Source organism: Vibrio agarilyticus (genome assembly GCF_012641465.1).
GTDB classification, from domain to species: domain Bacteria; phylum Pseudomonadota; class Gammaproteobacteria; order Enterobacterales; family Vibrionaceae; genus Vibrio; species Vibrio agarilyticus.
This window is the reverse complement of sequence record NZ_JABAIK010000026.1, coordinates 1-25,071: the sequence shown is the minus strand read 5'-3', so window position 1 is coordinate 25,071 and position 25,071 is coordinate 1. Positions and strand designations below refer to the sequence as shown.

General features: G+C 48.3%; 28 protein-coding genes. 20 read left to right on the top strand and 8 right to left on the bottom strand.

Going from position 1 to position 25,071, the window contains the following annotated elements:
• The first annotated feature begins 110 nt into the window (after positions 1 to 110).
• The 7 genes from HGP28_RS17590 (at position 111) to HGP28_RS17560 (ending at position 7,846) form a co-directional block, all read left to right on the top strand.
• Positions 111 to 815: a phosphoglycolate phosphatase gene (locus HGP28_RS17590; RefSeq protein ID WP_168837767.1), complete on the top strand. Its 705-nt coding sequence runs from the start codon at positions 111 to 113 to the stop codon at positions 813 to 815.
• 116 nt (positions 816 to 931) lie between these two features.
• Positions 932 to 1,948, top strand: a complete 1,017-nt coding sequence (gene trpS / locus HGP28_RS17585) for a tryptophan--tRNA ligase (protein WP_168837766.1) — start codon at positions 932 to 934, stop codon at positions 1,946 to 1,948.
• Positions 1,949 to 2,097: 149 nt separating this feature from the next.
• Complete coding sequence (locus HGP28_RS17580) at positions 2,098 to 2,682, top strand: aminodeoxychorismate/anthranilate synthase component II (RefSeq protein WP_168837765.1); 585 nt, start codon at positions 2,098 to 2,100, stop codon at positions 2,680 to 2,682.
• 427 nt (positions 2,683 to 3,109) lie between these two features.
• Complete coding sequence (locus tag HGP28_RS17575; protein WP_168837764.1) at positions 3,110 to 4,321, top strand: aspartate aminotransferase family protein; 1,212 nt, start codon at positions 3,110 to 3,112, stop codon at positions 4,319 to 4,321.
• Between the two features lie 111 nt (positions 4,322 to 4,432).
• The gene (astA, locus tag HGP28_RS17570) at positions 4,433 to 5,494 is read left to right on the top strand and encodes an arginine N-succinyltransferase (protein ID WP_168837763.1); all 1,062 of its coding nucleotides are present in this window, start codon (positions 4,433 to 4,435) and stop codon (positions 5,492 to 5,494) included.
• A gap of 15 nt (positions 5,495 to 5,509) precedes the next feature.
• Positions 5,510 to 6,967, top strand: coding sequence for a succinylglutamate-semialdehyde dehydrogenase (gene astD, locus HGP28_RS17565; protein WP_168837762.1), 1,458 nt, complete (start codon positions 5,510 to 5,512; stop codon positions 6,965 to 6,967).
• Between the two features lie 27 nt (positions 6,968 to 6,994).
• Entirely contained in the window at positions 6,995 to 7,846 is an 852-nt protein-coding gene (locus HGP28_RS17560; protein WP_168837761.1) for a DUF1338 domain-containing protein, read from the top strand.
• 38 nt (positions 7,847 to 7,884) lie between these two features.
• Here HGP28_RS17560 and crp read toward each other — a convergent pair whose 3' ends face one another.
• From crp to HGP28_RS17530, 6 genes are all read right to left on the bottom strand, one after another.
• Positions 7,885 to 8,517: a cAMP-activated global transcriptional regulator CRP gene (crp, locus tag HGP28_RS17555; RefSeq protein ID WP_005381432.1), complete on the bottom strand. Its 633-nt coding sequence runs from the start codon at positions 8,515 to 8,517 to the stop codon at positions 7,885 to 7,887.
• A gap of 241 nt (positions 8,518 to 8,758) precedes the next feature.
• Positions 8,759 to 9,628 (bottom strand): phosphoribulokinase, encoded by an 870-nt coding sequence (locus tag HGP28_RS17550; protein ID WP_168837760.1) that lies wholly within the window; start codon positions 9,626 to 9,628, stop codon positions 8,759 to 8,761.
• A 156-nt stretch (positions 9,629 to 9,784) separates the two neighbouring features.
• Entirely contained in the window at positions 9,785 to 10,000 is a 216-nt protein-coding gene (locus HGP28_RS17545) for a YheU family protein (RefSeq protein WP_168837759.1), read from the bottom strand.
• A gap of 112 nt (positions 10,001 to 10,112) precedes the next feature.
• The gene (locus tag HGP28_RS17540; RefSeq protein WP_168837758.1) at positions 10,113 to 11,096 is read right to left on the bottom strand and encodes a hydrolase; all 984 of its coding nucleotides are present in this window, start codon (positions 11,094 to 11,096) and stop codon (positions 10,113 to 10,115) included.
• Positions 11,097 to 11,200: 104 nt separating this feature from the next.
• Positions 11,201 to 11,677 carry a TIGR02444 family protein gene (locus HGP28_RS17535; protein WP_168837757.1) on the bottom strand — a complete coding sequence of 159 codons (477 nt, stop codon included), beginning with the start codon at positions 11,675 to 11,677 and terminating at the stop codon, positions 11,201 to 11,203.
• On the bottom strand, positions 11,677 to 13,596 hold the full coding sequence (locus HGP28_RS17530; protein WP_168837756.1) for an ABC transporter ATP-binding protein: 1,920 nt from the start codon (positions 13,594 to 13,596) through the stop codon (positions 11,677 to 11,679). The genes HGP28_RS17535 and HGP28_RS17530 overlap by 1 nt, the downstream gene beginning before the upstream one ends.
• A gap of 238 nt (positions 13,597 to 13,834) precedes the next feature.
• Between HGP28_RS17530 and kefG the strand changes: the two genes are divergently transcribed.
• From kefG to slyD, 4 genes are all read left to right on the top strand, one after another.
• Positions 13,835 to 14,425: a glutathione-regulated potassium-efflux system ancillary protein KefG gene (gene kefG / locus HGP28_RS17525; RefSeq protein ID WP_168837755.1), complete on the top strand. Its 591-nt coding sequence runs from the start codon at positions 13,835 to 13,837 to the stop codon at positions 14,423 to 14,425.
• Positions 14,409 to 16,208: a glutathione-regulated potassium-efflux system protein KefB gene (gene kefB, locus HGP28_RS17520; RefSeq protein ID WP_168837754.1), complete on the top strand. Its 1,800-nt coding sequence runs from the start codon at positions 14,409 to 14,411 to the stop codon at positions 16,206 to 16,208. The genes kefG and kefB overlap by 17 nt, the downstream gene beginning before the upstream one ends.
• A 1-nt stretch (position 16,209) precedes the next feature.
• Complete coding sequence (locus HGP28_RS17515; protein ID WP_168837753.1) at positions 16,210 to 16,413, top strand: YheV family putative zinc ribbon protein; 204 nt, start codon at positions 16,210 to 16,212, stop codon at positions 16,411 to 16,413.
• A 161-nt stretch (positions 16,414 to 16,574) separates the two neighbouring features.
• Positions 16,575 to 17,162, top strand: coding sequence for a peptidylprolyl isomerase (slyD, locus tag HGP28_RS17510; RefSeq protein ID WP_168837752.1), 588 nt, complete (start codon positions 16,575 to 16,577; stop codon positions 17,160 to 17,162).
• Positions 17,163 to 17,239: 77 nt separating this feature from the next.
• Here slyD and HGP28_RS17505 read toward each other — a convergent pair whose 3' ends face one another.
• Positions 17,240 to 17,467: a SlyX family protein gene (locus HGP28_RS17505; protein ID WP_168837751.1), complete on the bottom strand. Its 228-nt coding sequence runs from the start codon at positions 17,465 to 17,467 to the stop codon at positions 17,240 to 17,242.
• The gene (locus HGP28_RS17500) at positions 17,460 to 18,452 is read right to left on the bottom strand and encodes a WD40 repeat domain-containing protein (protein WP_168837783.1); all 993 of its coding nucleotides are present in this window, start codon (positions 18,450 to 18,452) and stop codon (positions 17,460 to 17,462) included. The genes HGP28_RS17505 and HGP28_RS17500 overlap by 8 nt, the downstream gene beginning before the upstream one ends.
• 181 nt (positions 18,453 to 18,633) lie before the next feature.
• Here HGP28_RS17500 and fkpA point away from each other — a divergent pair, with 181 nt between their 5' ends.
• The 9 genes from fkpA to HGP28_RS17455 all read left to right on the top strand — a co-directional run.
• The gene (fkpA, locus tag HGP28_RS17495; protein ID WP_168837750.1) at positions 18,634 to 19,416 is read left to right on the top strand and encodes an FKBP-type peptidyl-prolyl cis-trans isomerase; all 783 of its coding nucleotides are present in this window, start codon (positions 18,634 to 18,636) and stop codon (positions 19,414 to 19,416) included.
• A 190-nt stretch (positions 19,417 to 19,606) separates the two neighbouring features.
• On the top strand, positions 19,607 to 20,329 hold the full coding sequence (locus HGP28_RS17490; protein WP_168837749.1) for a PAS domain-containing protein: 723 nt from the start codon (positions 19,607 to 19,609) through the stop codon (positions 20,327 to 20,329).
• On the top strand, positions 20,326 to 20,718 hold the full coding sequence (gene tusD, locus HGP28_RS17485; RefSeq protein WP_168837748.1) for a sulfurtransferase complex subunit TusD: 393 nt from the start codon (positions 20,326 to 20,328) through the stop codon (positions 20,716 to 20,718). The genes HGP28_RS17490 and tusD overlap by 4 nt, the downstream gene beginning before the upstream one ends.
• On the top strand, positions 20,715 to 21,068 hold the full coding sequence (gene tusC, locus HGP28_RS17480) for a sulfurtransferase complex subunit TusC (protein ID WP_211092053.1): 354 nt from the start codon (positions 20,715 to 20,717) through the stop codon (positions 21,066 to 21,068). Before tusD ends, tusC begins: the two co-directional genes overlap by 4 nt.
• A 13-nt stretch (positions 21,069 to 21,081) precedes the next feature.
• On the top strand, positions 21,082 to 21,357 hold the full coding sequence (gene tusB, locus HGP28_RS17475) for a sulfurtransferase complex subunit TusB (RefSeq protein WP_168837747.1): 276 nt from the start codon (positions 21,082 to 21,084) through the stop codon (positions 21,355 to 21,357).
• A 190-nt stretch (positions 21,358 to 21,547) separates the two neighbouring features.
• Entirely contained in the window at positions 21,548 to 21,922 is a 375-nt protein-coding gene (gene rpsL, locus HGP28_RS17470) for a 30S ribosomal protein S12 (RefSeq protein WP_004399892.1), read from the top strand.
• 118 nt (positions 21,923 to 22,040) lie between these two features.
• Complete coding sequence (gene rpsG / locus HGP28_RS17465) at positions 22,041 to 22,511, top strand: 30S ribosomal protein S7 (RefSeq protein WP_168837746.1); 471 nt, start codon at positions 22,041 to 22,043, stop codon at positions 22,509 to 22,511.
• A 75-nt stretch (positions 22,512 to 22,586) separates the two neighbouring features.
• Positions 22,587 to 24,686 carry an elongation factor G gene (fusA, locus tag HGP28_RS17460; RefSeq protein WP_168837745.1) on the top strand — a complete coding sequence of 700 codons (2,100 nt, stop codon included), beginning with the start codon at positions 22,587 to 22,589 and terminating at the stop codon, positions 24,684 to 24,686.
• Between the two features lie 152 nt (positions 24,687 to 24,838).
• Positions 24,839 to 25,071: GTP-binding protein (locus HGP28_RS17455; protein ID WP_343033940.1), on the top strand; the 233-nt coding region annotated here is incomplete at its 3' end.

The window sequence follows — 25,071 nt, the reverse complement described above, 5'->3', positions numbered from 1 at the left end:
CTTTGTGTGCAGACGACGTTTGGTTATGTCATATTGCCTGAATATCAGGCGAGTCGGCTCAGGATGGGCCACAGCCAATTATCTGAGATGATTGATTCAAGGAATTTTCAGTGTTTAAAGAAATTAAGTTTATTGCATTTGATCTCGATGGCACGCTTCTAGATAGCGTGCCTGATCTTGCTTGGGCGGCGGATAAAGCGGTTCGTGAAGTCGGTTTTTCGGGGGTCACCGAAGCACAGGTGCGTGATTACGTTGGTAATGGCGCTGATATTTTGATTGGTCGCGCGCTGAGTCAAAATATTATCGTTGATAGTCAATTGAGCCCAGCGTTGCTGCATAGCGCGCGCGAGCATTTCGACCATTTTTATGCACAAAGTGAGCATCGGCGTAGTCATCTTTATCCTAATGTGTTTCAAACGCTTACCCGTTTGGCCCAAGCCGAGTATCAAATGGCCGTGGTCACTAATAAGCCGTCACACTTTGTTCCAGAGATTTTACAGCAGCACCAATTGACCCCATTTTTCACCGATGTGCTCGGCGGCGATGCGTTCTCTGAACGTAAACCAAGCCCTGTGGCGCTTAACTGGTTAATGGAAAAACATCAATTGCAACCTTCGCAGTTACTGATGGTAGGGGACTCAAAAAGTGACATTCTTGCTGCAAGAAACGCGCGCTGCGCTGCCTTTGGACTGACTTACGGCTACAACCACGGAGAGCCTATTGCCAATGCGTCTCCGGATGTGGTGGCTGACGATATTGCGGACCTTTTGACAGTGTTGGCACTCGGCGAGACAGAGAATTCAACCTTCTTGTGATCGCTCATCGAAAATCGCTAGCAAAATACTTATCAATGAGTACACTGCTTAAGCAATCTTTTTCGCGTGGCCATCATTTGCTGCGCTTTTTCTAAGAAGTCAAAGGAATCATTTTCATGAGCAAGCCCATCGTCTTGAGTGGTGTTCAACCGTCAGGTGAACTGAGTATCGGTAACTACTTGGGTGCGTTGCGTCAGTGGCAACAAATGCAAGATGACTATGATTGCCAATATTGTGTCGTGGATCTTCACGCGATCACAGTGCGTCAAGATCCTAAAGCACTGCACGAAGCCACCCTTGATGCATTGGCAATTTGTCTGGCCGTTGGTGTTGACCCGAGCAAGAGCACGTTATTCGTTCAGTCGCACGTGCCTGAGCACGCGCAGCTCAGTTGGCTTCTTAACTGTTATACCCAAATGGGTGAATTGAGTCGTATGACTCAATTTAAAGACAAATCTGCGCGTTACGCGAACGATGTCAATGTCGGGCTATTTGGTTACCCGGTGCTGATGGCGGCAGATATTTTGCTTTATGGCGCCCATCAAGTGCCCGTCGGCAGCGATCAAAAGCAGCATCTGGAGCTGGCTCGTGATATTGCGACCCGTTTTAACAATATCTACGCACCAGAAAACCCGATTTTCACCATTCCTGAACCGTACATTCCGACGGTGAATGCTCGAGTGATGAGCTTGCAAGATGCGACGAAAAAAATGTCTAAATCGGATGACAATCGTAAGAATGTGATCACCTTGCTCGAAGATCCTAAGTCCATCATTAAGAAGATCAATAAAGCGCAAACTGACACCGAAACGCCACCACGCATTGCTCACGATGTGACCAACAAAGCGGGTATTGCCAATTTAATGGGATTGTATTCCGCCGCAACCGGTATGAGCTTTGCTGAGATTGAAGCCAAGTACCAAGGCGTTGAAATGTACGGCCCGTTTAAAAAGGATGTCGGTGAAGCGTTAGTTGCGATGCTAGAGCCTATTCAAGCGCAATATCATCGCATTCGTGCCGATCGCGCTTACATGGACGAGGTCATGAAAGCGGGCGCAGAAAAAGCATCAGCTCGCGCAGCGCAAACCCTAGCCAAGGTGTATCAAGCGGTCGGTTTTGTGGCTCGCCCGTAGATCTTGGCAACGTCAAGTGGTATCGATAGAAAAGCTCGCTTCGGCGAGTTTTTCATTACTCAGCCTTAGGTTGACGCTCTCTTGACGGCGCGTTTATCATCAAGTGCTTTGCGACCTCTTCTTTGTGATTTTTTGAGTAATTTTGCCGTATGCTGTTAATCATTGATAACTATGACTCTTTTACCTACAACCTCTACCAATATTTTTGCCAATTGGGGGCTGAGGTAAAAGTTGTGCGCAATGATGAGATAGATATCGCGGGCATTGAGGCATTGAATCCTTCGCATTTAGTGATTTCGCCTGGGCCATGTACGCCGAATGAGGCGGGCATTTCCCTTGAGGCGATTGCGTATTTTGCCGGTAAATTGCCCATACTCGGCGTGTGTCTTGGTCATCAAGCCATTGCTCAAGCGTTTGGTGGCAAAGTCATTCGCGCTCGCCAAGTCATGCACGGAAAAACCTCGTTGATTCGCCACACCAACACCAGTGTATTTAGTGGATTGAATAACCCACTGACGGTGACCCGTTACCACTCATTGGTGGTTGAAGCGAAAAGCTTGCCCAGTGTTTTTGATATCACCTCATGGACGGAGCATGCCGATGGCACCATGGATGAAATCATGGGGTATCAACACAAAACCTTGCCTATTGAGGCGGTTCAGTTTCATCCTGAGTCGATAAAAACTGAACAGGGACACCAGCTGTTGGCGAATTTTCTGACTCGTTCTGTTTAACATCACCGTGTTTTTGTCACTCATCATATAGCTTATCTATCTTCACGAAGTGCTCATAGACTTTGTTCGTTTGCCGCCGACCTGCAAGTTCAAGTTGTTTGGGGATAACGTAGCGTGGCTTTGAGAGTTTACAGAGCCGTTTTTTTCATAATTGTTCAAAAATCACTTTAAAATCGCCGCCATTTGTTGCATAAATATCCAATAATATTGACTTTATATTTAATCTGAATTTCAGTTTGAATTAAATCACTATTAATCTTTGAAAATAAGTGGAATAAATTGCAATAGTCGCTCGATAGCCAAACAAAATCTTCCTATTCTTAAAGGAAGCCACAGGCTATGCGTTCATGCCCAAGTCACTCTTGTTGAATCATGTAACTTGACGCTACTTGGGAACATAGCGACTGCAATATCGAGAGGAATGGATATGACAGTGGAACAGGTCGAGCGCGATTGGTTTGAAAATGTGATGGTGCCTTGCTATAGCCCGATGGAGATGATCCCAGTGCGGGGCGTAGGGTCGACAGTGTGGGATCAAGCCGGCAACGAATACATTGATTTTGCGGGTGGAATTGCGGTGAGCTGCTTGGGTCATTGCCATCCTGTGATGGTCAATGCCTTAACCGAGCAGGCTAATCAGCTTTGGCATCTGAGTAACGTGATGACCAACGAACCGGCACTGCGCCTAGCCAAGAGACTGACGCAGTTGAGCTTCGCCGACAAAGTCTTTTTCGCCAACTCCGGTGCGGAAGCGAATGAGGCGGCATTGAAGCTTGCCCGCCGTGTTGCTGCGGAGCGATTTGGCGCGCAGAAATCGGAAATCATCGCCTTTGACCAAGGTTTTCATGGTCGCACCTTTTTCACCGTGACTGTCGGCGGACAGGCGGCCTATTCTGACGGTTTTGGCCCTAAGCCGGGCGATATTACTCATCTACCATACAACGACATTGAGGCTTTACGTGCTCAAATATCACCACGTACTTGCGCTGTGATGATTGAACCTTTGCAAGGCGAGGGTGGGGTTGTGCCACCGACAGAAGCCTTTATTCAGGCTGTGCGCGATTTGTGTGATGAGTTTGATGCTTTGTTGATTTTTGATGAAGTCCAAACTGGTAATGGTCGAACGGGTGCGTTTTACGCCTATCAAAATTTACCTGTTGTGCCAGATATTCTGACCACGGCGAAATCATTAGGCGGCGGCTTTCCGATTGGAGCAATGCTCACCACAGATCCGTTGGCTCAGTTTATGAAAGTTGGTACCCACGGCTCCACTTATGGCGGCAACCCTTTGGCGTGTGCTGTGGCATTGGCGGTCGTCAACGAAATTGCCAAACCTGACACCTTAGCGGGCGTCAAACAGCGCGAAGCACAATTTCGTGAAGGTTTGCTCGCGATAAATCAGCGTTACCCTATTTTTAGCGAGATCCGTGGGCAAGGCTTATTGCTAGGCGCGGTCTTAAACGACGCGTGGCAAGGTCGCGCGCGAGATATTCTTGTCGCCGCAGGTAATGAGGGCTTACTCGTGTTAGTCGCAGGAGCTAACGTGGTGCGGTTTACGCCTTCGTTGGTGATATCAGAGCAAGAGATCGTTCAAGGATTGGCTTGCCTAGAGCGCGCCATTGCGAGTTTATATCGGTAAGCTTATCACTTTTGTAACCGGTTAATTGGCAGCTCTGGTAGCTCGCTTTTCGGCTCACAGCGCACTCGTAATGTGAATGATCCTTGCACTCACATCAAAAGGGGGAGTGCGATGTTAATTGTGCGACCGATAGCAATGGCAGACTTTGATGCGTTGCGAGTCTGTGCGGTGGAGTCTGGTCATGGCTTCACCTCACTGCCGGTTAATGATGCGTTGCTCAAGCAGCGTATCGAACGTTCCGAATACAGTTTTGCTAAACCCAATGTCATCGCACCCAGTGACGAAAGCTACCTTATGGTGGCAGTAGACAGTGAAACTCAACAGATCGCGGGCACGACCGGCATTGAAGCCGCAATTGGCTGGGACGTGCCGTTTTATTCCTACCAAATTAGCAAGTTAGTCCACAGCTCAGAGCGCCTTGGCGTGCGCAATGTGGTACGAGTACTGACGCTTGGCAATAATTACACAGGGTGCTCAGAGATTTGCACCCTATTTCTACGACCAGCGTATCGGCATGGGCTGAATGGACGCCTGCTCTCCAAGTGTCGTTTTCTGTTAATGGCTGATCACCCACAACGTTTTTCCGAAACCATTTTTGCTGAGATGCGTGGCGTTTCCACCGATGCCGGAGATTCGCCGTTTTGGCAGTGGTTGCAGGCGCATTTTTTTTCAATCGATTTTACGCTTGCGGATTATCTTACTGGCATTGGCAAAAAGGGATTTATTGCTGATCTTATGCCGAAATTACCTATCTATATCAATTTGCTCAGTCCACAAGCGCAAGCTGTGATTGGGCAAGTGCATGATGACACCAAGCCGGCATTGGCTCTGCTTGAGCAAGAAGGCTTTTCCAATCGAGGCTACGTCGACATTTTTGATGCAGGTCCAACGATGGAGTGCGATTTGCGCCATATTGAAGCGGTGCGCCATTCCGCGTTAGCTCAGGTGAGAATTGGGCCGGTGAGTGCAGGTGAGCCTTATCTTATTGCCAACAACGTTTTTGACGATGGCGTTCCTACCCAAGGCGCGCTGAATCGATTCCGCGCGACTATTGCTAGTGCGCAGTGGGAGCCAAAGCAGCAACAGATACGGCTTACTCCCGACGTTGCACAAGCGCTTGAGGTTGAATCTGGAGCCACAGTCAGGTTATTGCGCCAGCCATCGCCCATTTAAATTTAGGAGGAAGGAATGACTCAGTGCATTGATGGTCAATGGCTTAATCAGGGGGGGGCATCGTTTGAGTCCACCGCACCTTATGATGGCCAAACACTATGGCAAGGTTTTATCGCCACTGATAATCAGGTGGATGCGGCGGTTAATTGCGCGCGAGATCGCTTTAGCCAATGGCGTCAAACATCGTTTGAGCAGCGCTGTGCGATAGTCGAACAATTTGCTCAACTGCTTGAGGCAGAGCGTGAACCGTTTGCCAACATCATAGCGCAAGAGACCGGGAAACCATTGTGGGAGTCACGCACGGAAGTGACGGCAATGTTGGGCAAAGTTGCGATATCAATACGGGCCTATCATGAGCGAACCGGATTTCAGGATCATGCGCAAGGTGTGGCAAGGCGAGTGTTGCGCCATCGCCCACATGGCGTTTTAGCGGTGTTGGGGCCGTATAACTTCCCCGGCCATTTGCCTAATGGGCACATTATCCCAGCGCTTTTGGCGGGCAATACCGTGGTTTTTAAGCCGTCAGAACAGACGCCGTGGTGCGGTGAACAGATGGTAAGGTTGTGGCACCAAGCGGGATTGCCTGCTGGCGTACTGAACTTAGTCCAAGGTGATGCGTCGGTTGGACAGGCGCTAATGGCGCATTCACAACTTGATGGTCTGCTTTTTACCGGAAGCTCGTTGACCGGAGCGGCATTGCATCAGCACTATGCCGCGCAGACAGGTAAGCTCCTCGCATTGGAAATGGGGGGCAATAATCCGCTGATTTGTAGCGAAGATTATGGCGATCTTGATGCTGCGGTTAATACGATCCTTCAATCGGCCTTTTTAAGCGGCGGTCAGCGTTGCACGTGCGCGCGTCGCTTATATTTACCAAACGGCTCCTCAGGGGATGCGATACTTGAGCGTCTCATTGAGGTCGCGCAGCGTTTAGTCATTGATACTCCGTTTTCCCTCCCAGAACCGTTTTATGGCGCGCTGATTTCGCCGCAGGCAGCCCAACGTGTGTTAACAGCCCAATCACAAAGGATTGCTGCTGGTGGGCGCGCTTTATTGACGGCACGATTGTGTGGCCAAGCCATGTTAACCCCGAGCATTATCGAGATGAGTGATGCAGATACCTTCTTTGATGAGGAAGTGTTTGGCCCGCTGCTGCAAGTGTTTCGTTATCACGATTTGGCACAAGCGGTGACGCAAGCCAATGCAACGCGCTTTGGGCTCTCCGCTGGGCTGATTTCGCAAGCGCAGCCGGAGTGGGACTATTTTTTGGAAAACAGTCGAGCCGGAATTGTTAACCGCAATCAAGCCTTGACGGGCGCGAGCAGTGAGTCCCCTTTTGGTGGGATTGGTGCTTCGGGTAATTTGCGCCCGAGTGCTTATTACGCGGCAGATTACTGCGCTTACCCTGTTGCTTCGCTTGAGGCCGATTGTGTCACCATGCCAGCCGTGCCAATACCTGGTGTTGTGTGGTGACGCGAGCATAAACAAAAGGAATCAACAATGTTGTACCAAGCTACACAAACTCAAGACGATCTTACGCGGCTATTTGAACGGCTTTGGCAAGACTATGTGGCGCGCCTGTGCCCATCGGCGAGACAAGTTCATGCATTGCTAGCCCATGGCGGCGCCATAGTAAATGATCATATCGCGTTGCGAACCTTTAATCTGCCACCGCTGGCGCTTGATGTGGTCGCGGCGCCATTTATGGCGCTCGGATATGAGGCCAAAGAGGAGTATCAATTTGTCGAGAAAAAATTGCGCGCAAAGTACTACCAGCATCCTGATCCTTCGTGGCCTAAATTATTTATCAGCGAATTACGAGTAGAGCTGTGCAGTTCAAAGCTTCAACGGCAAGTCGAACACTTATTGGCAGCGTGTGAGGTTAAGCGTTTTGCCGACCCCGCGTTTTTGTACTCTGGGCGGCCATGGCCTTTAACTCAAGCGCAGTATTATGCTTTAGCGCAAGAGAGTGATTACGCGGCTTGGGTTGCAGCGCACGGCTTTGGAGCCAATCATTTTACCGTAAGTGTCGACGATTTAGCGTCATGTGCAAATGACGCTTGGACGTTGACGAAAGTGAATCAAATTTTAGTTGATGCAGGGTTTAATTTGAATCGAGTGGGTGGCGCAATAAAAGGGTCGCCTACGCTTGGATTAGAGCAATCTGCCACGATGGCAGACAGTGTCACCGTTGATTTTGACGATGGTACGGCAGTGATCCCAGGGGGATTTTATGAGTTCGCCTGCCGCTATGAGATTGATGGGGTTCGATTTCAAGGTTTCATTCCCGACTCAGCCAATGCGATTTTTGATAGCACTTCACCACAAACTAAAAAGCCACTTACGATGTAAGTGGCTTAATCATAACAAACTGTTTTTAAAATGGGCGATTAACGCGTGCCGTAAACCACAATGGTTTTACCGTGCGCAGAAATAAGGTTCTGCTCTTCCAACATTTTGAGAATGCGGCCAACGGTTTCGCGAGAACAGCCAACAATTTGACCGATCTCTTGGCGTGTGATTTTGATCTGCATGCCATCAGGGTGAGTCATCGCATCAGGCTGTTTTGCAAGATTCAATAACGTTTGCGCAATGCGGCCAGTCACGTCTAAGAACGCAAGATCACCTACTTTTTGGCTGGTTACTTGCAGGCGGCGTGCCATTTGCGCAGAAAGGCGCATCAGAATATCAGGATTTACTTGGATAAGCTGACGGAATTTCTTGAAAGAGATCTCAGCGACTTCACAAGGTGATTTCGCACGAACCCAAGCGGTACGCTCTTGGTCTTCTTCAAAAAGGCCAAGCTCACCAATAAAGTCACCTTGGTTAAGGTAAGAGAGGATCATCTCTTTGCCTTCTTCGTCTTTGATAAGTACTGCCACTGAACCTTTGACGATGTAGTAAAGCGTTTCTGCTTTCTCACCGGCGTGGATCAAGGTGCTTTTCGATGGGTACTTATGAATATGACAGTGTGAAAGGAACCACTCTAATGTTGGGTCGGTTTGAGGTTTACCTAGAACCATAATATCTCACTTCCTCTGCAGGGTACGCTTGCGGCTTTCCATATACTAGCGCCGACTCAATTGAAGGCTTCTAGAATAAGAGCACTTTATCGATGCTGCAAGCCATCTTGTGTTTCGGTATGAAATAGTATCTTGTTTCGCGCACGATTTCTTGATTTTAGTCGGGGCGAAGCGCCGTTTTTTTAAGCAAAAGTGTGCACATGATCACGGACTGAAAAGGAGGTGCATTATTCCCCCCGTTTTAGCCTATTTTTCCAGTTTCGATCAACTGTTGCAAAATCGGCCTAACAATTAATTCCATCGCAAAGCTCATCTTGCCGCCAGGCACAACAATGGTGTTGTGGCGCGACATAAAAGAGCCATCAATCATGGCTAATAGATAAGGGTAATCGACATTTTTGATCCCGCGTAGTCGAATCACGACAAAGCTTTCATCGAGGCTAGGAATGCCTTTGGCATTGAGCGGGTTTGAGGTATCAACGGTTGGGACACGTTGAAAGTTGATGTGTGTGCGTGAGAACTGCGGGGTAATGTAATTGAGATAATCGTCCATAGAGCGCACAATCGAGTCCATAACCGCTTCTCGAGAATGGCCTCTGTCGCGGGTGTCACGAACAAATTTTTGAATCCACTCTAAGTTAACGATAGGCACCATACCGATGAGAAAATCCACGTGTTGCGCGACGTTGATATCGCCATCAACCACACCGCCATGTAACCCTTCATAAAATAGAACATTACTGTTTTCTGGCAGTTGCTGCCAAGGGGTAAACGTGCCTGGCATTTGATTATAAGGCACCGCTTCATCAAAAGTGTGTAGATAGCGGCGAATTTTTCCGCTGCCTTCGATACCGTATTGACGAAAAAAGCTCTCCAACGCGGGAAAATCATTCGCCTGTGGGCCGAAGTAGCTGATGTGCTTGCCTTGCTCACGCGCTTTACGGATCTCAATATCCATCTCGGGTCGCGTAAATCGGTGAAAACTGTCCCCTTCGACCCATGCAGGCTTAACGTTCATCATGTTGAACATTTTGCGAAAAGCTTCTGAGGTTGTCGTGGTACCAGCGCCAGAAGAGCCAGTGACGGCAATGATGGGATGTTTCGCCGACATATCAATCCTTGATCAAATGTGAAACAAAGAGCGCAAGTTTATCACAACTCACGCGGTGACGTCGTGCGGTGATTAGCATTCTAAAATGCAACTTGATGCATCTTGTGTGTGAAATGAGAAGGCGAAAGACGTTTGCTGCTTTGCGTCGGTGAATTATCACCGCATCTGTTTTTTGAGCTGAATATCGACACTCTCATGCAGCTCAGAGTAGACAATAACCGCTTCTTCAAGGCGCAATTGTTGACGTACTTGCTCGATTTTTTGCTCAAGCGATGTTTCAACATCGCCGTAGTCAGTACCTTCTCGAAGGACAAACTCGCGGATTAAGTTGGTTAGCGTATCGGGTTGGATCTGTTGCCAAGGAATGATCATTACAGCCTCTTTTATGATCATATATACCCTGCATCCTGAAGTCACTTGGGTATATGGGGATAAACACGGGTAATTATATACCGATCCTCGTCTTACCTAAAGTTGCAGCGGTTTACTTACTGCCAAGCGCAGGCCAACTTTCGTAGTAAGCGGGAAGCGCGTCTTCCAACCAAAAGCGCGGCTTGAGTATATGGCCGGATAAAAATCCGACGTGGCCACCATTTTCAAACAGACGATAGTCAATATTATTCGGCAGGACAAAGCGAGGGATCACCGCATCGGTCATAAAAGGGTCATCTTTGGCGTGAATGACTTGTAACGGTACTTGAATCTGCGGCAGTTTGTTAAGACCAGAGCATTGCTGGTAATAGTCTTGCGCGTGAGCAAAACCATGAAGTGGCGCGGTGATCATATCATCAAAGTCGCGCAATCGTGTGATGCCCGAGATTTGTCGTTCATCAAGGTCAAGTATCGAGGATAACAAGGCGTGTTTTTTGCGCGCATTGTGTTTGAGTGAACTTAGCAGATATTCTCGATAGATGCGTGAAAAGCCTTGTTCAATGCGATCGGCGCAAGCGGCCAAATCGAGCGGCGCGGAGACAATGGTAGCGGCATTCAGCCAGGGATCATCTCGGTATTGAGCGAGATAGTTTACTAACATATTGCCACCCAATGAGATCCCTACGGCAACCTTACATTGATGTGGAAATTGCTGTTGTAATTGGCTCAAAAACCAACGTGGGTCCTCAGTTTCGCCGGAATGGTAGGCGCGGGCTTGTCGATTGGGTTTACCACTGCAACCGCGAAAATGCATCATGACGGCAAGCCAACCTTTTTGCGCAAAAGCGTGCATTAGACCATTGGCGTAAGGACTGTAGAAACTGCCCTCAAGGCCATGGAATAAAATAAAAATGGGCTTGTTATGCTGTTTGGTATCGTTCGGGTTGGCACTCCACGCTAAATCGACAAAATCGCCGTCGGGTGTGTCTAAGGTTTGCCAGTAAGGGGAAAATAGTGGCTTACGGCGCAACAGTCGTGGCAACAAGGTTTGAACGTGAGCATGATGAATACCCCGCGCAGCGGTGAAATGAGGCATTATTGAGTCCTTGTTTATACCCGTCCTACTTCAAGTTGTTTGGGTATACATCTTTTCCTAACCAAATCATCTTTTGAATGTTTGATCTGGTCTAGGGCCATTGTCTAACACGAAGGCGAAGCGTGACCCATTGAAGCGGCGAAAATCACCGCCAAATGAGGCGCTCCAAGTTCGATGCAGTAGCGAGTTGTCAGCGGCACATCCTGTGCCATCGTTAACGCTTGTTGCTGTAGGGCGATGATTAAGTCCGTCTGCTGCATTTTTTCTAATTGCAATTCAAACTCAAGCGTCTGCCGATACAATGTCTCAGGTAGATGGCGCTTTAGCTGTCGTCTTAAATCCCGGTAAGGCTCAAGCAGGGGCTCACAGCGAGACAGTGCCTGCTGCAAGGCTTGGTACCCTTCTTCATCAACGCCAAAGTGCTGCTCATCAAGCCATTTGATTAGGAGTAAAAAGTTAACGTTGCCTTGATGGCGATTTTGCAAAGAAAGACACGCCTGTTTTACGTCTGGCATGGCATAGTAGCGCAGGCTAAATTGCCAAAGATGCTCAAAGGTTAACTGGGTGCGTGCGTCATTCATTAGGCTTGAAACTCCAACTCCATCTGTTCGAGCACTTCTTGCTCTGCCATCCACTCGACTTCAACTTCTTCAAGTTCGGATTTGCATTGCGCTTGAGTGCTTAACACCTGATTTAGTTTAGCCTTGTTTTCCATTTCATACAGCTGATTGTCGCTGAGTTGCATTTCTGCGTCACTGAGCGTTTGGGTGAGTGTCTCCATTTGCGACTCAAGCTTGGCAATGCGTTTTCGCACTGGCGCGGTCAATTGGCGAAATTCGGCTTCACGACGTTTTTGATCTTTTTTCGCTGCAGCGCTGTTGCCGCTCTCTTTGGCTGGTTGTTGCGCTTGCGCCTCTTTGCGATCGGCTTTTTGCTGATCCGTCAGCCACTTATAGTAGTCGTTAAGATCACCATCAAAGGGGGCAACTTGACGGTCGTGCACTAAGTAAAGATCGTCGGTTGTTGCACGCAGAAGATAGCGGTCATGCGATACGATAACCATCGCGCCTTCAAAGGTTTGCAGCGCCATAGTGAGGGCTTGACGCATGTCCAAATCAAGGTGGTTGGTTGGTTCATCCAGTAGCAGTAAGTTGGGTTTTTGCCACACAATCAGCGCAAGCACCAAACGCGCTTTTTCACCGCCCGAAAAAGGCGCAACTTTTTCTAATGCTTTATCGCCTTGAAAGCCAAAACTGCCAAGATAGTTGCGAAGCTCGAGCTCGTTTTTCTCTGGCGCAATTTGCATCATATGTTGCAGTGGCGTCTCTTCAGGGTGCAGCGTTTCAAGTTGATGCTGAGCAAAGTAACCAATTTTGACCCCTTGAGAAAATGTCAGCATGCCGCCTTGCGGTTTGAGCTCACCGGAGAGCAGTTTGATCAGCGTTGATTTACCGGCGCCATTGCGGCCAAGTAAGCCAATGCGGCTGCCGGGAACCAAGTTGAGTCGAATTTTTTCTAAGATCAGATTGTCACCATAACCGGCCGAAACGTCATCCATCATCATGATGGGATTTGGCAGTGCCGTAGGTTCACGAAATTCAAAGCTGAAAGGGTTATCAAACTGCGCCGGTAACACTTGCTCCATACGCTCAAGTGCTTTGATACGGCTTTGTGCTTGGCGCGCCTTTGACGCTTTATAACGAAAGCGATCGATATAACTTTGCATGTGCGCCATCTGTTTGCGCTGCTTTTCAAACATCGCTTGCTGGAGCAACAATTTTTGCGCGCGTTGCGTTTCAAATGACGAGTAATTCCCCGTGTATTCGTTCAGTGTTTGGTTCTCAATGTGAACGATACGCCCAACAATCGGATCGAGAAAATCGCGGTCGTGCGAAATTAGCAGCAGGGTGCCAGGGTAGTTCTGTAGCCAGCGTTCAAGCCACATCACGGCATCCAAATCTAGGTGGTTGGTCGGCTCATCGAGCAGCAGCAAATCGGAGCGACAGATCAGCGCTTGGGCTAAGTTCAAGCGCATGCGCCAACCCCCAGAAAACTGTGTCAAATTCCAACTCATTTGCGCCTGGCTGAACCCCAAACCGTCAAGCAGCTCGGCTGCGCGAGCGCGAATACTGTAGCCACCGATGGTTTCGATTTTTCCGTGAATTTCGGCGACCAAAGTACCGTTGTCTGCCAGCTCAGCTTCGCGTAATTGCGCTTCGAGCTGACGATATTCACGGTCACCATCAATCACGTATTCCAGCGCGTGTCGCTCTAAAGCGGGCGTCTCTTGAGCGACCCAAGCCATTTCCCAATGTTGTGGGCAGCTAAACGCGCCTGCGTCTATGGAAAGTTCATCCTTAATAAGAGCAAACAAGGTTGATTTTCCACAGCCGTTTTTCCCCACAAGACCGACTTTGTCGCCTGGGTGGATGGTCGCTGAGGCTTTATCAAGCAGTGGTGCACCACCGCGAAGCAACTGGATTTCTGAAAAAATGATCATACGTGCGTGTCTATATCGTCTAGGGCGCAAGCTTTGATTTTGATCCGCGAGGCGTGAAAGTACGCCTGCGCGCAAAAGTCTATGGCCGTCAAAGTTTGGCTCGAATAGTAGGGGCTAAGTGGATAAAAGTCGATCATTATGCAAATTTCGGTATGATGAGTAACAGAACGTTAACATGACCTGAGTTGGCCTGTTAACGGAAAATCGGCGTGTTATCGAACAAGGAGCCAGAGTATTGATGAGTTATGGCGAAGCTTCAGTGTCGACGCAATCTTCTTCCCTTCCCCAAGTTCTGGTGCTGTATGCGCATCCTGAGCCGCAGCATTCCGTCGCCAATCAATTGATGATAAAGCGTATCGAAGCACTTAAGCACGTGACCGTTCATGATCTTTACGCCGCTTATCCTGATTTTATGATTGATGTGCCATACGAGCAGCAGTTGCTCAATCAACATCAAGTGATTGTATTTCATCATCCTCTGTTCATGTATTCCTGCCCTGCGTTACTTAAAGAGTGGTTGGATCGCGTTCTAGGCAAAGGGTATGCCTTTGGTGAAGGGGGCGCATTAGTGGGCAAAACCTGGCGCAGTGTGATCACCACTGGAGGGAAAGCCGAAGCGTTTAGTCAAGAGGGGTACAATAAGTATCCGCTTGAGCAAATTTTGCAGCCATTTGAGCTAACCGCACTATTGTGTCAGATGCGCTGGGTCGACCCTTTGGTGCTCTATTGGGCACGTAATGTGTCTAATGCCGAGCGGCTTCATCATGCTGAGCGATATTATCAATGGCTACTGAACCCACTAGGAGGGCTTGATGGCGCTCACGGATGATTTTTTGCAAAGCAGTGGCATTTTTTTGACTGCGGCGGTGATCGCAGTGCCGTTGGCGCAGCGGCTTGGCTTAGGCTCGGTGCTCGGTTATTTGCTTGCCGGTGTGGTTATTGGGCCTTGGGGACTCAGTCTGATTAGTGATGTGGATGCGATCTTGCATTTTTCGGAGCTGGGCGTGGTCTTATTGCTGTTTTTGATTGGTCTTGAACTGAATCCGAAAAAGCTGTGGCAACTGCGTGGCCCTATTTTAGGACTGGGTGGCGGTCAGGTGGTCGTGACGACGTTGATACTCGCCGCCATTGCTTACACGTTTTTATCGAGTGTAGCGAGTGCGTTGGTGATAGGTATGGGGTTGGCGCTGTCGTCTACGGCGATTGCGCTAAAGGTCATTGAAGAGCAAGGTTTGGCAGGAAAAGAGTCGGGGCAGTCCGGGTTTGCCATTTTGCTGTTTCAAGATATCGCAGTGATCCCCATGCTCGCCATGTTGCCTTTGCTGACTGGTGATTTCAGCCAGTTTGACTTGCGTGAGGCGCTGATCGCGCTGGGAGTGGTATTGCTATTGATGGTTGGCGGCCATTTTTTATTACGGCCACTGTTTCGTTACGTGGTGAGCAGTGGAGTGCGAGAGCTGTTTACCGCAACGGCGCTTTTGGTGGTGCTTGGTGTTGCGACCGTGATGCAATACCTCGGGCTGTCGATGGCGCTCGGAACGTTTTTAGCTGGCGTCCTATTAGCTGAAAGTGAGTACCGTCATGAGCTGGAGATTGCGATAGAGCCGTTTAAAGGGTTGCTATTGGGGCTGTTTTTTATTGCGGTTGGTATGGCCGTCGATTTGGCGTTATTAACCGTTGCGCCACTTGCGATTTTGTCTTCGGTGGTCGCCCTGGTTGCGATTAAAGCTTTCGTGATATACGCCTTAGGCCGTTTTGGCCGCTTGCGAGCGAAAACACGCAGCCAGATGGCGGTGATTTTAAGCCAAGGGGGCGAATTTGCCTTTGTTATTTTTACCGCAGCTCGCAGTCAAGGGTTGTTAACCCAAGAGCAAGTGGCGTTTCTTTTGGTGGTAGTGAGTGTGTCTATGGTGACAACGCCACTGTTGCTGATGGTGCAAAAACGCTGGTATGCCCACACATTAAACACCGCATCGTCTGAGCCGGAAACACCGGTTGTCGATCGCGCGCCACAAGTGATTATTGCCGGATTTGGCCGTTTTGGTCAGGTGGTTGGGCGGCTGCTTTATGCCAATAAGTTTAAGCTGACCATTTTGGAGAGCGATGCGAGTCAAATTCAGTTGCTGCGTAAATACGGCTATAAAGTTTTTTATGGTGATGCGACCAAATTGGATCTACTGCGTGCGGCGGGCGCGCATCGCGCGCAAGCGTTGGTGATCTGTACTGACTCGCCAGACGAGGTGTTGGCGATAACGCAGCTGTGTCGCCAGCATTTCCCGCATTTAAAAGTGCTCGCACGAGCGCGCAGCCGCGTAGAAGCGTATCAATTAATGAATCTCGGCGTTGATTGCTACGCGCGTGAAACGTTTTTATCTGCGCTTGATCTGGGGCGTCAGACGCTTGTGACGTTAGGTATGCATCCGTATCAAGCCAAACGCGCGGAAGCGCATTTTCGTAAAATTGACAATGCGATGCTCAAAGAGCTGTTACCGCAGCACAGTAAAGATAAACAACTGGCTCAACGCGCCAAAGAAGCGCGTAAAGAGCTTGAGGAAATCTTTGACCGAGAAATGGAAAACGACCGTCAATCACGCAGTTTCTGGGAGTCTTAATATGGTCAGTATAAAAAAACGTTTTATTGCCGAGGCACGCTGCCCGTCTTGTCAGCAGCAAGATGTGTTGCGCTGGTGGATTGCGTCGAATATTGAATGGGTTGAGTGTGTTGAATGTGACTTTGTACAACAGCGTTTACCCCAATCTGTGGAAAAAAGCGGACACCAAGAGCAAACCATGATTGGAATTTTTCGACCTGATTGATTGTGTTTCGACAATTGATCCCCATAATATAGCCACATTCACTTAGTGGTCTCTGATTTGTTGTGGCATTTGAGTGTTTAAAGCAGACCATGACGCTAAGCGTGTTCCGTCATCGAAATTGAGATGAGGCTTTTCATCTCGTCAATCTCTTTGGAGTGATTATGAAAATTGAAAAAGACGTCGTAGTAAGCCTGGCTTATAAAGTTATGCTTGAAGAAGGCGTTGTCGTAGATGAATCAACGGTTGAAGCCCCTCTTGATTACCTGCACGGTCACGATAATCTTATCCCTGGTTTAGAAAATGCACTCGACGGCAAAGCTGTTGGTGACAAATTTGAAATTACTGTGGGCCCAGAAGAAGCTTATGGTGAGCATGACGACGCTCTAGTACAGCGCGTTCCTGCCGATGTATTTCAAGGTGTTGACCAAATTGAAGTGGGCATGCGTTTTCTTGCCGACACCGACCAAGGTCCAATTCCTGTTGAAGTAACTGAAGTGGATGGCGATGAAGTTGTGGTCGACGGCAATCACATGCTAGCAGGCCAAACATTGAAGTTTGCGGTTGAGGTTGTGGCGATTCGCCATGCAACAGAAGACGAAATCGCGCACGGTCATATTCATCAAGGCGGCGGTTGCTGTGGCGGTCACGACCATGATCACGATCATGAGGGTGGCTGCTGTGGTGGTGAGAAAAAAGCCGATGATCACCAGTGCTGTGGTGGCGGTGGTTGTGGTTCTCACGCTCACTAATATCTCAAATAAAAAACGCAGGTTTTGCCTGCGTTTTTTTATTTGGTGTCATATCTGATTACAGAACTATTTTCCGATCAATAGTGCGGCGGCGGTGGCTCTTTCGCCGGATCGGCCATATTGGAATGGTCGATATTTTTCATTTTGCCTACCACAAACTTCATTTGATCTTGCATCTTTGCGATTAACAATTGCTGCTGCGCCAATGCATCATTTAAGGCTTCTATGGTTTGTTCTTGAAAAGCAACCTGACACTCTAAATCGTTAAGGCGTGCTTCCATCTGCTCAGTTTGTCGATCAGTCATAGTCTTTCTCTAATGGCCACGCTTGTGCAATGCCAGCAGAGCTGGCGGAAATGACGCGGTGTTGGGAATCAAAGGCGGCATCATACACTACCGCGCGCGCGGGGCGAGCATCTTTTAATGGCTCGACAGAAAAGCGTTCCATTTGTTCACCGGAGGCAGTTTGCCATACGACAACCTCTCCAGAAGGACTGCCAGTCACAAGAAGGGAACCGTCATCTGAAAAGCGTGCGCTGGAAAAAATGAGCTGGCGTGACCAACTCTTTAATTCCTGAGTTTCCTGTGAGGCTTCTAATGGCCAAAGCGTTGCGGTATTGCCACCATCGGCAGTAAAAGCCATCGTACCATCGCGTTGTAACGCAACACGAACAACGCGTTGATTATGCTCAAATCGTTTTAAAATTTGCCCTGTTTTGGTATCCCATAAATAAGCAAAGTGATCGTTGCCCCCTGTGAGCGCGTATCGTCCATTGGCTGAAAGCGCAACAGAATTGACTTTTTCTGCATGCGCAAGGAACTCCATACGCACTCCGGTGACTAAGTTGACAAAGATGGCTTTGCCATTAGAGAGGCCAAGCAGGATCTGTTGTCCGTCACTGGCAATATCAATATCGCGAATAACGCCATCGGCAATCGACCAGAGCCCTTTCGCTTGAGTGAAGGCAAGATCCCAAACCGCAAAATTGTTTTGACTCGCGGTGACGGCATAGCGCCCATTATCGGAAAACTGAATATGGGATACGACACTATGCTGACTATCTTGCGGGCCGAGTTTTGCAAGTGGCTGATTCGCGACTAAATCCCAAAGCAGCAATGCCTGTGGGGTGGCGTAGAGTAATCCAAAGCGTCCATCACGGCTGAGCGCGAAGCTTGTCGAGCCTTGTGGGGCAATTTCCCAGCGCGCGACCTCTCGTTTTTGGAAAAAAAAGCAGCCAGTTAGCGAGGTTGCAACAACAATGAAGAGTAGGGAATGATAAATTCTTTGCATTACATCTAATATTCCGGTTTGTCCCCTAAGACTTATCGCTAGTATATTGGTATAACACCACTCTTCGCTCAATCGCAGTGCTATTTTGTGCACCGTGACTCGAGTTTGTTGGTCGATTGCCGCGAGGATATTGGGCATCACTAGCAAACGTCGAAAGTTTGACCAAAATTTGGAGAAATCAATGAAATCTATGTTTAAAGTATCGCTTCTTGCCGCAACCGTGATGTTTGCTGTGGGGTGCCAACAAGAAGAAGCGAAAACTGAGCCAGCACCGCAAGTGGCAGAAGTGGTTGAGGATGCAGGTCAAACCGTTGTATTTGAAAATGAAAATGCAGAAGCAGCTTACGCAATTGGTGTGTCGTTCGCCAATTATTTGAGTGCCAGCTTGGATAAACCAAGCGAAATTGGCATTACGCTTGATAAAACCATGGTACTTAAAGGTATCGAAGATGTTTTTGCTGGCAAAGCCGAGATGACCGAAGAGCAAACTCGTGAAGTGCTTCAAGCACTGGATCAGCGTGTTGCGGAAAATATGCAAAAGCAAGCGGCAGAAAAAGCACAAGCGGCTAAGAAAGTCGGTGATGACTTCCGTGCCGATTTTGCCAAGCAAGACGGTGTGACAACAACGGAAAGTGGTTTGATGTATCAAGTCATTACACCAGCCGAAGGCACGACACCAAAAGACACTGACACAGTCAAAGTTCATTACAAAGGCACATTGACTGACGGCACTCAATTTGACAGCTCTTACGATCGTGGTGAACCTGCAGTGTTCCCGCTAAATCGCGTGATTTCCGGTTGGACTGAAGGCGTCCAATTGATGCCTGTCGGTTCAAAATTCAAGTTTGTGATCCCGCCAGAGCTTGCATACGGCGAGCAAGACACACCAACCATTCCAGCTAATTCAACACTTGTGTTTGAAGTTGAGCTGATCGGTATTGAAGACGAGCCTGCGGCACAATAAGCGAGATGTGACGTATTCCCTTCCTATGTGAAGCTGAAACGTCAATTAATCTGGTTATAAAGGAAGATAAAGACCCGTTTTACGGGTCTTTTTTTGTTCTTGGTCACTTGTTGTTAATTCGAGAGGCGGCTTCTTTAAAATTTTCTGATAAACTTACCCCAATTTTTTGAGCTAGCTGTAAGGTCCCAACGTGACAACCACTGATACTGTCAATGTCGATATGTTACTTGAGATGGAATCTGTCCATGTGATGCCATTTACCGAGTACGACAAGATCATTTTGAAATCCTACGAGGCTGTGGTCGATGGCATTGCCAGTTTGATTGGGCCATTTTGTGAGATCGTATTGCACTCGCTTGAAGATCTGAATACGTCGGCAATTAAAATTGCCAACGGTGAAAACACCGGTCGCCAAGTCGGTTCGCCTATCACGGATTTGGCGCTAAAAATGTTGCGAGACATTGAAGGCTCCGAGCGCAACTTTTCTCGTTCGTATTTCACGCGTGCAAAAGGCGGCGTGCTGATGAAGTCAATCACGGTTGCGATTCGCAATGGTGATAATCGCGTGATTGGTCTTTTGTGCGTCAACGTCAATCTTGACGCGCCATTCTCGCAAGTATTGCAGTCATTTCTTCCCAACGAAGAAGCCAAGCAGGCTGCGTCATCGGTGAACTTTGCCAGTGATGTGGAAGAGCTGGTAGACCAAACGGTAGAGCGCACCATTGAAGAGATTAATGCCGATAAATCGGTATCAAACAATACTAAAAATCGCCAAATCGTGATGGAACTGTTTGATAAAGGGATCTTTGATATTAAAGACGCGATTAACCGAGTCGCAGATAGGCTCAATATCTCAAAGCACACGGTTTACCTTTATATACGTCAACGTAAAACCGAGGATGACGAAAAGTGAGCTTGCGCTATTCCCTAGTGGTGAATGGGGGCGTTTATGGTTCACAATCAGCGCGCAATGCGTATTGTTTTGCTAACGCGTTGATTGAACGCGGCCATACGTTAGTGAGCGTCTTTTTTTATCAAGATGGCGTGACCAACGGTAACAGTTTGACGGTGCCTGCAAATGATGAGTTTGATTTGGTCGCTGCATGGCAAACCTTGGCGCATGATCATGATGTTCGCCTTGAAACCTGCGTCGCCGCATCGCTGCGTCGCGGCGTTGTCGGAAAGGCAGAAGCGCAGTTACATCAGCTGGATGGGACTAATTTGGCTGATGACTTCACTCAGGCGGGACTTGGCGCTTTGGCGGAAGCCTTATTGACACAAGACAGAGTGGTGCAGTTTTGAGTGTAACGTTTGTGTTTACGTCAAGCCCTCATGACAGCGCCGCCGGCCGCGAAGGGGTAGATGCAGTATTGGCTGCTTCGGCTTACAGCGAAGATATTCAAGTCATTTTTATCGGTGATGGCGTATTGCAATTGCTTAAAGGGCAGCAACCTCAAGGGATTTTAAGCAAAGACTATGCGCCAATGTTTAAGCTGTTTGAGTTATACGATATCGAATGTGTTTATGTGGCGCGCCGTAGCTTAGATGAGCTTGGTGTGGCGCAAGCGGATTTGGTTTGCGATGCCAGTCTACTTGATGATGAAGCGCTGCAAGTGGCCTTTGGCCGAGCCAGTAAAGTATTAACTTTTTAAGCGGAGAGTGGTGGTGCTTCATATCATTCAATCAGAACGCGGCCTTCGAGCGGCGCGCCCACTGATACATTCAAGCGATGTCGTACTGTTGGTTGAAGCGGCAGTGTACCTTGCCAATCCTAGTCACTACGCGCACGCTATGTTGCCGTCATGCTCGCTGTATGCATTGAGCGAAGATGTCACCGCGCGTGGCATAATGACGTTGATTAGCAACAAAATTCAGCAAGTTGATTTTTCAGGCTTTGTTGCATTGACCGAAACCCATTCACAAAACGCGACCTGGGCTTAATCCTTCTTTGATGTTTTCTTTTAATGCCGCCAACGCGAACCTTGAGTTAGCGTGCGCTGGCGGAAAAAAGATCTGTATATTTCTTGACACACCTCTCACTGCTGCATAGAATTTTGCGTCCCTAACTGCCATCGGTGGTTGGGGATAGATTTTTCACAAGCTTACTTTCAAGTAAATCAGGAGCTAGTTAATGGCAACTATTAACCAGTTGGTACGTAAGCCTCGTGCAAAGCAAGTTGTAAAAAGCAACGTGCCTGCACTAGAAGCGTGCCCACAAAAACGTGGTGTATGTACTCGTGTTTACACTACTACACCTAAAAAACCAAACTCAGCACTTCGTAAAGTTTGTCGTGTTCGTCTAACAAACGGCTTCGAAGTAACTTCGTACATCGGTGGTGAAGGCCACAACCTACAAGAGCACTCGGTAGTACTTATCCGTGGTGGTCGTGTTAAAGACCTTCCAGGTGTGCGTTACCACACTGTTCGCGGTGCACTTGACTGTGCTGGCGTAAATGACCGTAAACAAGGTCGTTCTAAGTACGGTGTGAAACGTCCTAAGTCTTAATGCCCTTCTCGTTAAAAAGAAGCGTTAAGTAAGGCCAAACACTTAAATTAAAATTTAATTTTTGAAGAAACTGAAAAGTTTTGGATAACCTGAAGAATAAGACAACGGAGAATATTCCATGCCACGTCGTCGCGTCATTGGTCAGCGTAAGATCCTTCCAGATCCAAAATTCAAATCTGAATTGCTGGCAAAATTCGTTAACATCCTAATGGTTGACGGTAAAAAATCTATTGCAGAAAAGATCATCTACACTGCACTAGACACTATGGCTGAGAAATCTGGTAAAGATCACTTAGCTGTATTTGAAGAAGCTCTTGAAAACGTACGCCCTGCGGTCGAAGTTAAATCTCGCCGTGTTGGTGGTTCAACTTACCAAGTACCTGTAGAAGTTCGTCCGGTTCGCCGTAACGCACTTGCTATGCGTTGGTTGGTTGAAGCTGCGCGCAAGCGTGGTGAAAAATCTATGGCTGCTCGCCTAGCTGCTGAAATGCTAGACGCGTCAGAAAACAAAGGTACTGCTGTTAAGAAACGTGAAGACGTTCACCGTATGGCAGAAGCAAACAAAGCGTTTGCTCATTACCGCTGGTAATACCTTTTGTGCTGCGAGGTTTCCTCGCAGCACTTTTCTATACTCTAAGGATTCCCTTAGTAAGAGGATACAATCGTGGCTCGTAAAACTCCTATTGAGCTGTACCGCAATATCGGTATTTGTGCTCACGTAGATGCAGGTAAAACAACCACAACTGAGCGTATTCTGTTCTACACTGGCCTATCTCACAAAATTGGCGAAGTTCACGATGGTGCCGCCACCATGGACTGGATGGAGCAAGAGCAGGAGCGTGGTATCACTATCACCTCGGCTGCGACGACGACCTTCTGGCGTGGTATGGAAGCACAATTCCAAGATCATCGCATCAACATCATCGATACCCCAGGACACGTTGACTTTACGATCGAAGTAGAGCGCTCACTTCGTGTACTTGACGGTGCCGTGGTTGTCTTCTGTGGATCATCAGGTGTTGAACCTCAGTCTGAAACTGTATGGCGTCAAGCTGATAAATACGGTGTTCCTCGTATGGTATTCGTCAATAAGATGGACCGTGCGGGCGCAGACTTTTTACGCGTTGTGGACCAAATTAAAAATCGTCTTGGTGCGAACCCTGTTCCTATCCAACTGAATGTGGGTGCGGAAGAAGAGTTCCAAGGTGTCATCGACCTTATCAAGATGAAAATGATCAACTGGAATGAAGCCGATCAAGGCATGTCGTTCACGTACGAAGACATTCCAGCTGACATGCAAGACCTTGCTGATGAGTGGCGTAACAATCTTGTTGAAGCGGCTGCGGAAGCGTCAGAAGAGCTAATGGACAAATACCTTGAAGAAGGTGAATTGTCAGAAGAAGAAATCAAACAAGCTCTTCGTACTCGCACCATCAACAATGAAATTGTGCTCGCAACGTGTGGTTCGGCGTTTAAGAACAAAGGTGTTCAAGCCGTACTAGACGCCGTGGTTGAGTACTTGCCATCGCCAGCGGATGTGCCGGCCATCAAAGGCACTGATGAGCAAGAAAACGAAGTTGAGCGTCATGCTGATGACAACGAACCGTTTTCTGCTTTGGCGTTTAAAATTGCCACTGACCCGTTTGTTGGCTCACTGACGTTCATGCGCGTCTACTCTGGCGTCGTGAATTCTGGTGACGCTGTTTACAACTCAGTGAAAGAGAAAAAAGAACGCTTTGGTCGAATCGTTCAGATGCATGCAAACAAGCGTGAAGAGATCAAAGAAGTTCGCGCGGGTGATATTGCCGCTGCAATCGGCTTAAAAGACGTCACCACCGGCGATACTCTGTGCGATCAGAACCACAAAGTGATTCTAGAGCGTATGGAATTCCCTGAGCCTGTGATTCAAATTGCGGTCGAGCCTCGCTCGAAAGCAGATCAAGAAAAAATGGGCATTGCGCTGGGTAAACTGGCAGCAGAAGATCCGTCTTTCCGCGTGGAAACAGACGACGAAACCGGTCAAACTTTGATTTCGGGTATGGGTGAACTTCACCTAGATATTATCGTCGATCGTATGAAGCGCGAATTCAGCGTTGACTGTAACGTTGGTAAACCTCAAGTGGCTTATCGTGAAACCATTCGTGGTAACGCGGAAGTCGAAGGCAAGTTTGTGCGCCAATCTGGCGGGCGTGGTCAATATGGCCATGTGTGGATCAAACTGGAGCCAGCTGAGCTTGGCCAGGGTTTCGTTTTCGTTGATGAAATCGTTGGCGGTACAGTACCAAAAGAATACATCGGTTCGGTAGCGAAAGGTATCGAAGAGCAGATGAACAGTGGTGTGTTAGCAGGTTATCCTGTGTTGGATATTAAAGCGACCCTGTTTGACGGTTCATACCATGATGTAGACTCCAGCGAGATGGCGTTTAAGATCGCCGGCTCGATGGCGTTCAAGAAGGGGTGCCTTGAAGCTAGCCCTGTCATTCTTGAACCTATGATGAAAGTTGAAGTCACCACACCGGAAGATTGGATGGGTGATGTGGTTGGCGATTTAAACCGTCGCCGCGGCATGATCGAAGGTATGGATGAAGGTGTAGCGGGTCTGAAAATTATTCGTGCCCAAGTGCCTCTTTCTCAAATGTTTGGTTATGCGACCGATCTGCGCTCCGCCACGCAAGGGCGTGCCTCTTACTCTATGGAGTTTAGCGAGTACGCAGAAGTCCCTAAAAACGTGGCTGATGCGATCATCGCAGAGCGCGGTTTTTAATCGAAGCGATTGTGGTGAAAAAATCGATGATTTTTTCAGGATCAATACGCCGAAATATTGCGCTGGCTTTCGTTGGCGCATAGAATGTCAGTTTCTGGCGCGCCGCGTTCAATACTGTACGCGGTGAATCATAACTAGGAAGGAACACGAACGTGTCTAAAGAAAAATTTGAACGTGTAAAACCGCACGTAAACGTTGGTACAATTGGCCACGTTGACCACGGTAAAACTACTCTAACAGCAGCTATCTGTACTACTTTGGCTAAAGTATACGGCGGTGCAGCTCGTGACTTCGCATCTATCGATAACGCTCCTGAAGAGCGTGAGCGTGGTATCACTATCTCTACTTCACACGTAGAGTACGACACTCCAACTCGCCACTACGC

What these genes read in the sequence shown, in the direction of transcription:
- HGP28_RS17575 (WP_168837764.1), top strand. Translation starts at nt 3,110, where the DNA reads ATGACAGTGGAACAGGTCGAGCGCGATTGGTTTGAAAATGTGATGGTG.
- kefB (WP_168837754.1), top strand. Translation starts at nt 14,409, where the DNA reads ATGGCGCTCACGGATGATTTTTTGCAAAGCAGTGGCATTTTTTTGACT.
- HGP28_RS17500 (WP_168837783.1), bottom strand. Translation starts at nt 18,452, where the DNA reads ATGCAAAGAATTTATCATTCCCTACTCTTCATTGTTGTTGCAACCTCG.
- astD (WP_168837762.1), top strand. Translation starts at nt 5,510, where the DNA reads ATGACTCAGTGCATTGATGGTCAATGGCTTAATCAGGGGGGGGCATCG.
- trpS (WP_168837766.1), top strand. Translation starts at nt 932, where the DNA reads ATGAGCAAGCCCATCGTCTTGAGTGGTGTTCAACCGTCAGGTGAACTG.
- HGP28_RS17550 (WP_168837760.1), bottom strand. Translation starts at nt 9,628, where the DNA reads ATGTCGGCGAAACATCCCATCATTGCCGTCACTGGCTCTTCTGGCGCT.
- rpsL (WP_004399892.1), top strand. Translation starts at nt 21,548, where the DNA reads ATGGCAACTATTAACCAGTTGGTACGTAAGCCTCGTGCAAAGCAAGTT.
- HGP28_RS17540 (WP_168837758.1), bottom strand. Translation starts at nt 11,096, where the DNA reads ATGCCTCATTTCACCGCTGCGCGGGGTATTCATCATGCTCACGTTCAA.
- HGP28_RS17535 (WP_168837757.1), bottom strand. Translation starts at nt 11,677, where the DNA reads ATGAATGACGCACGCACCCAGTTAACCTTTGAGCATCTTTGGCAATTT.
- HGP28_RS17530 (WP_168837756.1), bottom strand. Translation starts at nt 13,596, where the DNA reads ATGATCATTTTTTCAGAAATCCAGTTGCTTCGCGGTGGTGCACCACTG.
- HGP28_RS17505 (WP_168837751.1), bottom strand. Translation starts at nt 17,467, where the DNA reads ATGACTGATCGACAAACTGAGCAGATGGAAGCACGCCTTAACGATTTA.
- HGP28_RS17580 (WP_168837765.1), top strand. Translation starts at nt 2,098, where the DNA reads ATGCTGTTAATCATTGATAACTATGACTCTTTTACCTACAACCTCTAC.
- slyD (WP_168837752.1), top strand. Translation starts at nt 16,575, where the DNA reads ATGAAAATTGAAAAAGACGTCGTAGTAAGCCTGGCTTATAAAGTTATG.
- crp (WP_005381432.1), bottom strand. Translation starts at nt 8,517, where the DNA reads ATGGTTCTAGGTAAACCTCAAACCGACCCAACATTAGAGTGGTTCCTT.
- HGP28_RS17515 (WP_168837753.1), top strand. Translation starts at nt 16,210, where the DNA reads ATGGTCAGTATAAAAAAACGTTTTATTGCCGAGGCACGCTGCCCGTCT.
- astA (WP_168837763.1), top strand. Translation starts at nt 4,433, where the DNA reads ATGTTAATTGTGCGACCGATAGCAATGGCAGACTTTGATGCGTTGCGA.
- rpsG (WP_168837746.1), top strand. Translation starts at nt 22,041, where the DNA reads ATGCCACGTCGTCGCGTCATTGGTCAGCGTAAGATCCTTCCAGATCCA.
- kefG (WP_168837755.1), top strand. Translation starts at nt 13,835, where the DNA reads ATGAGTTATGGCGAAGCTTCAGTGTCGACGCAATCTTCTTCCCTTCCC.
- HGP28_RS17560 (WP_168837761.1), top strand. Translation starts at nt 6,995, where the DNA reads ATGTTGTACCAAGCTACACAAACTCAAGACGATCTTACGCGGCTATTT.
- HGP28_RS17545 (WP_168837759.1), bottom strand. Translation starts at nt 10,000, where the DNA reads ATGATCATTCCTTGGCAACAGATCCAACCCGATACGCTAACCAACTTA.
- fkpA (WP_168837750.1), top strand. Translation starts at nt 18,634, where the DNA reads ATGAAATCTATGTTTAAAGTATCGCTTCTTGCCGCAACCGTGATGTTT.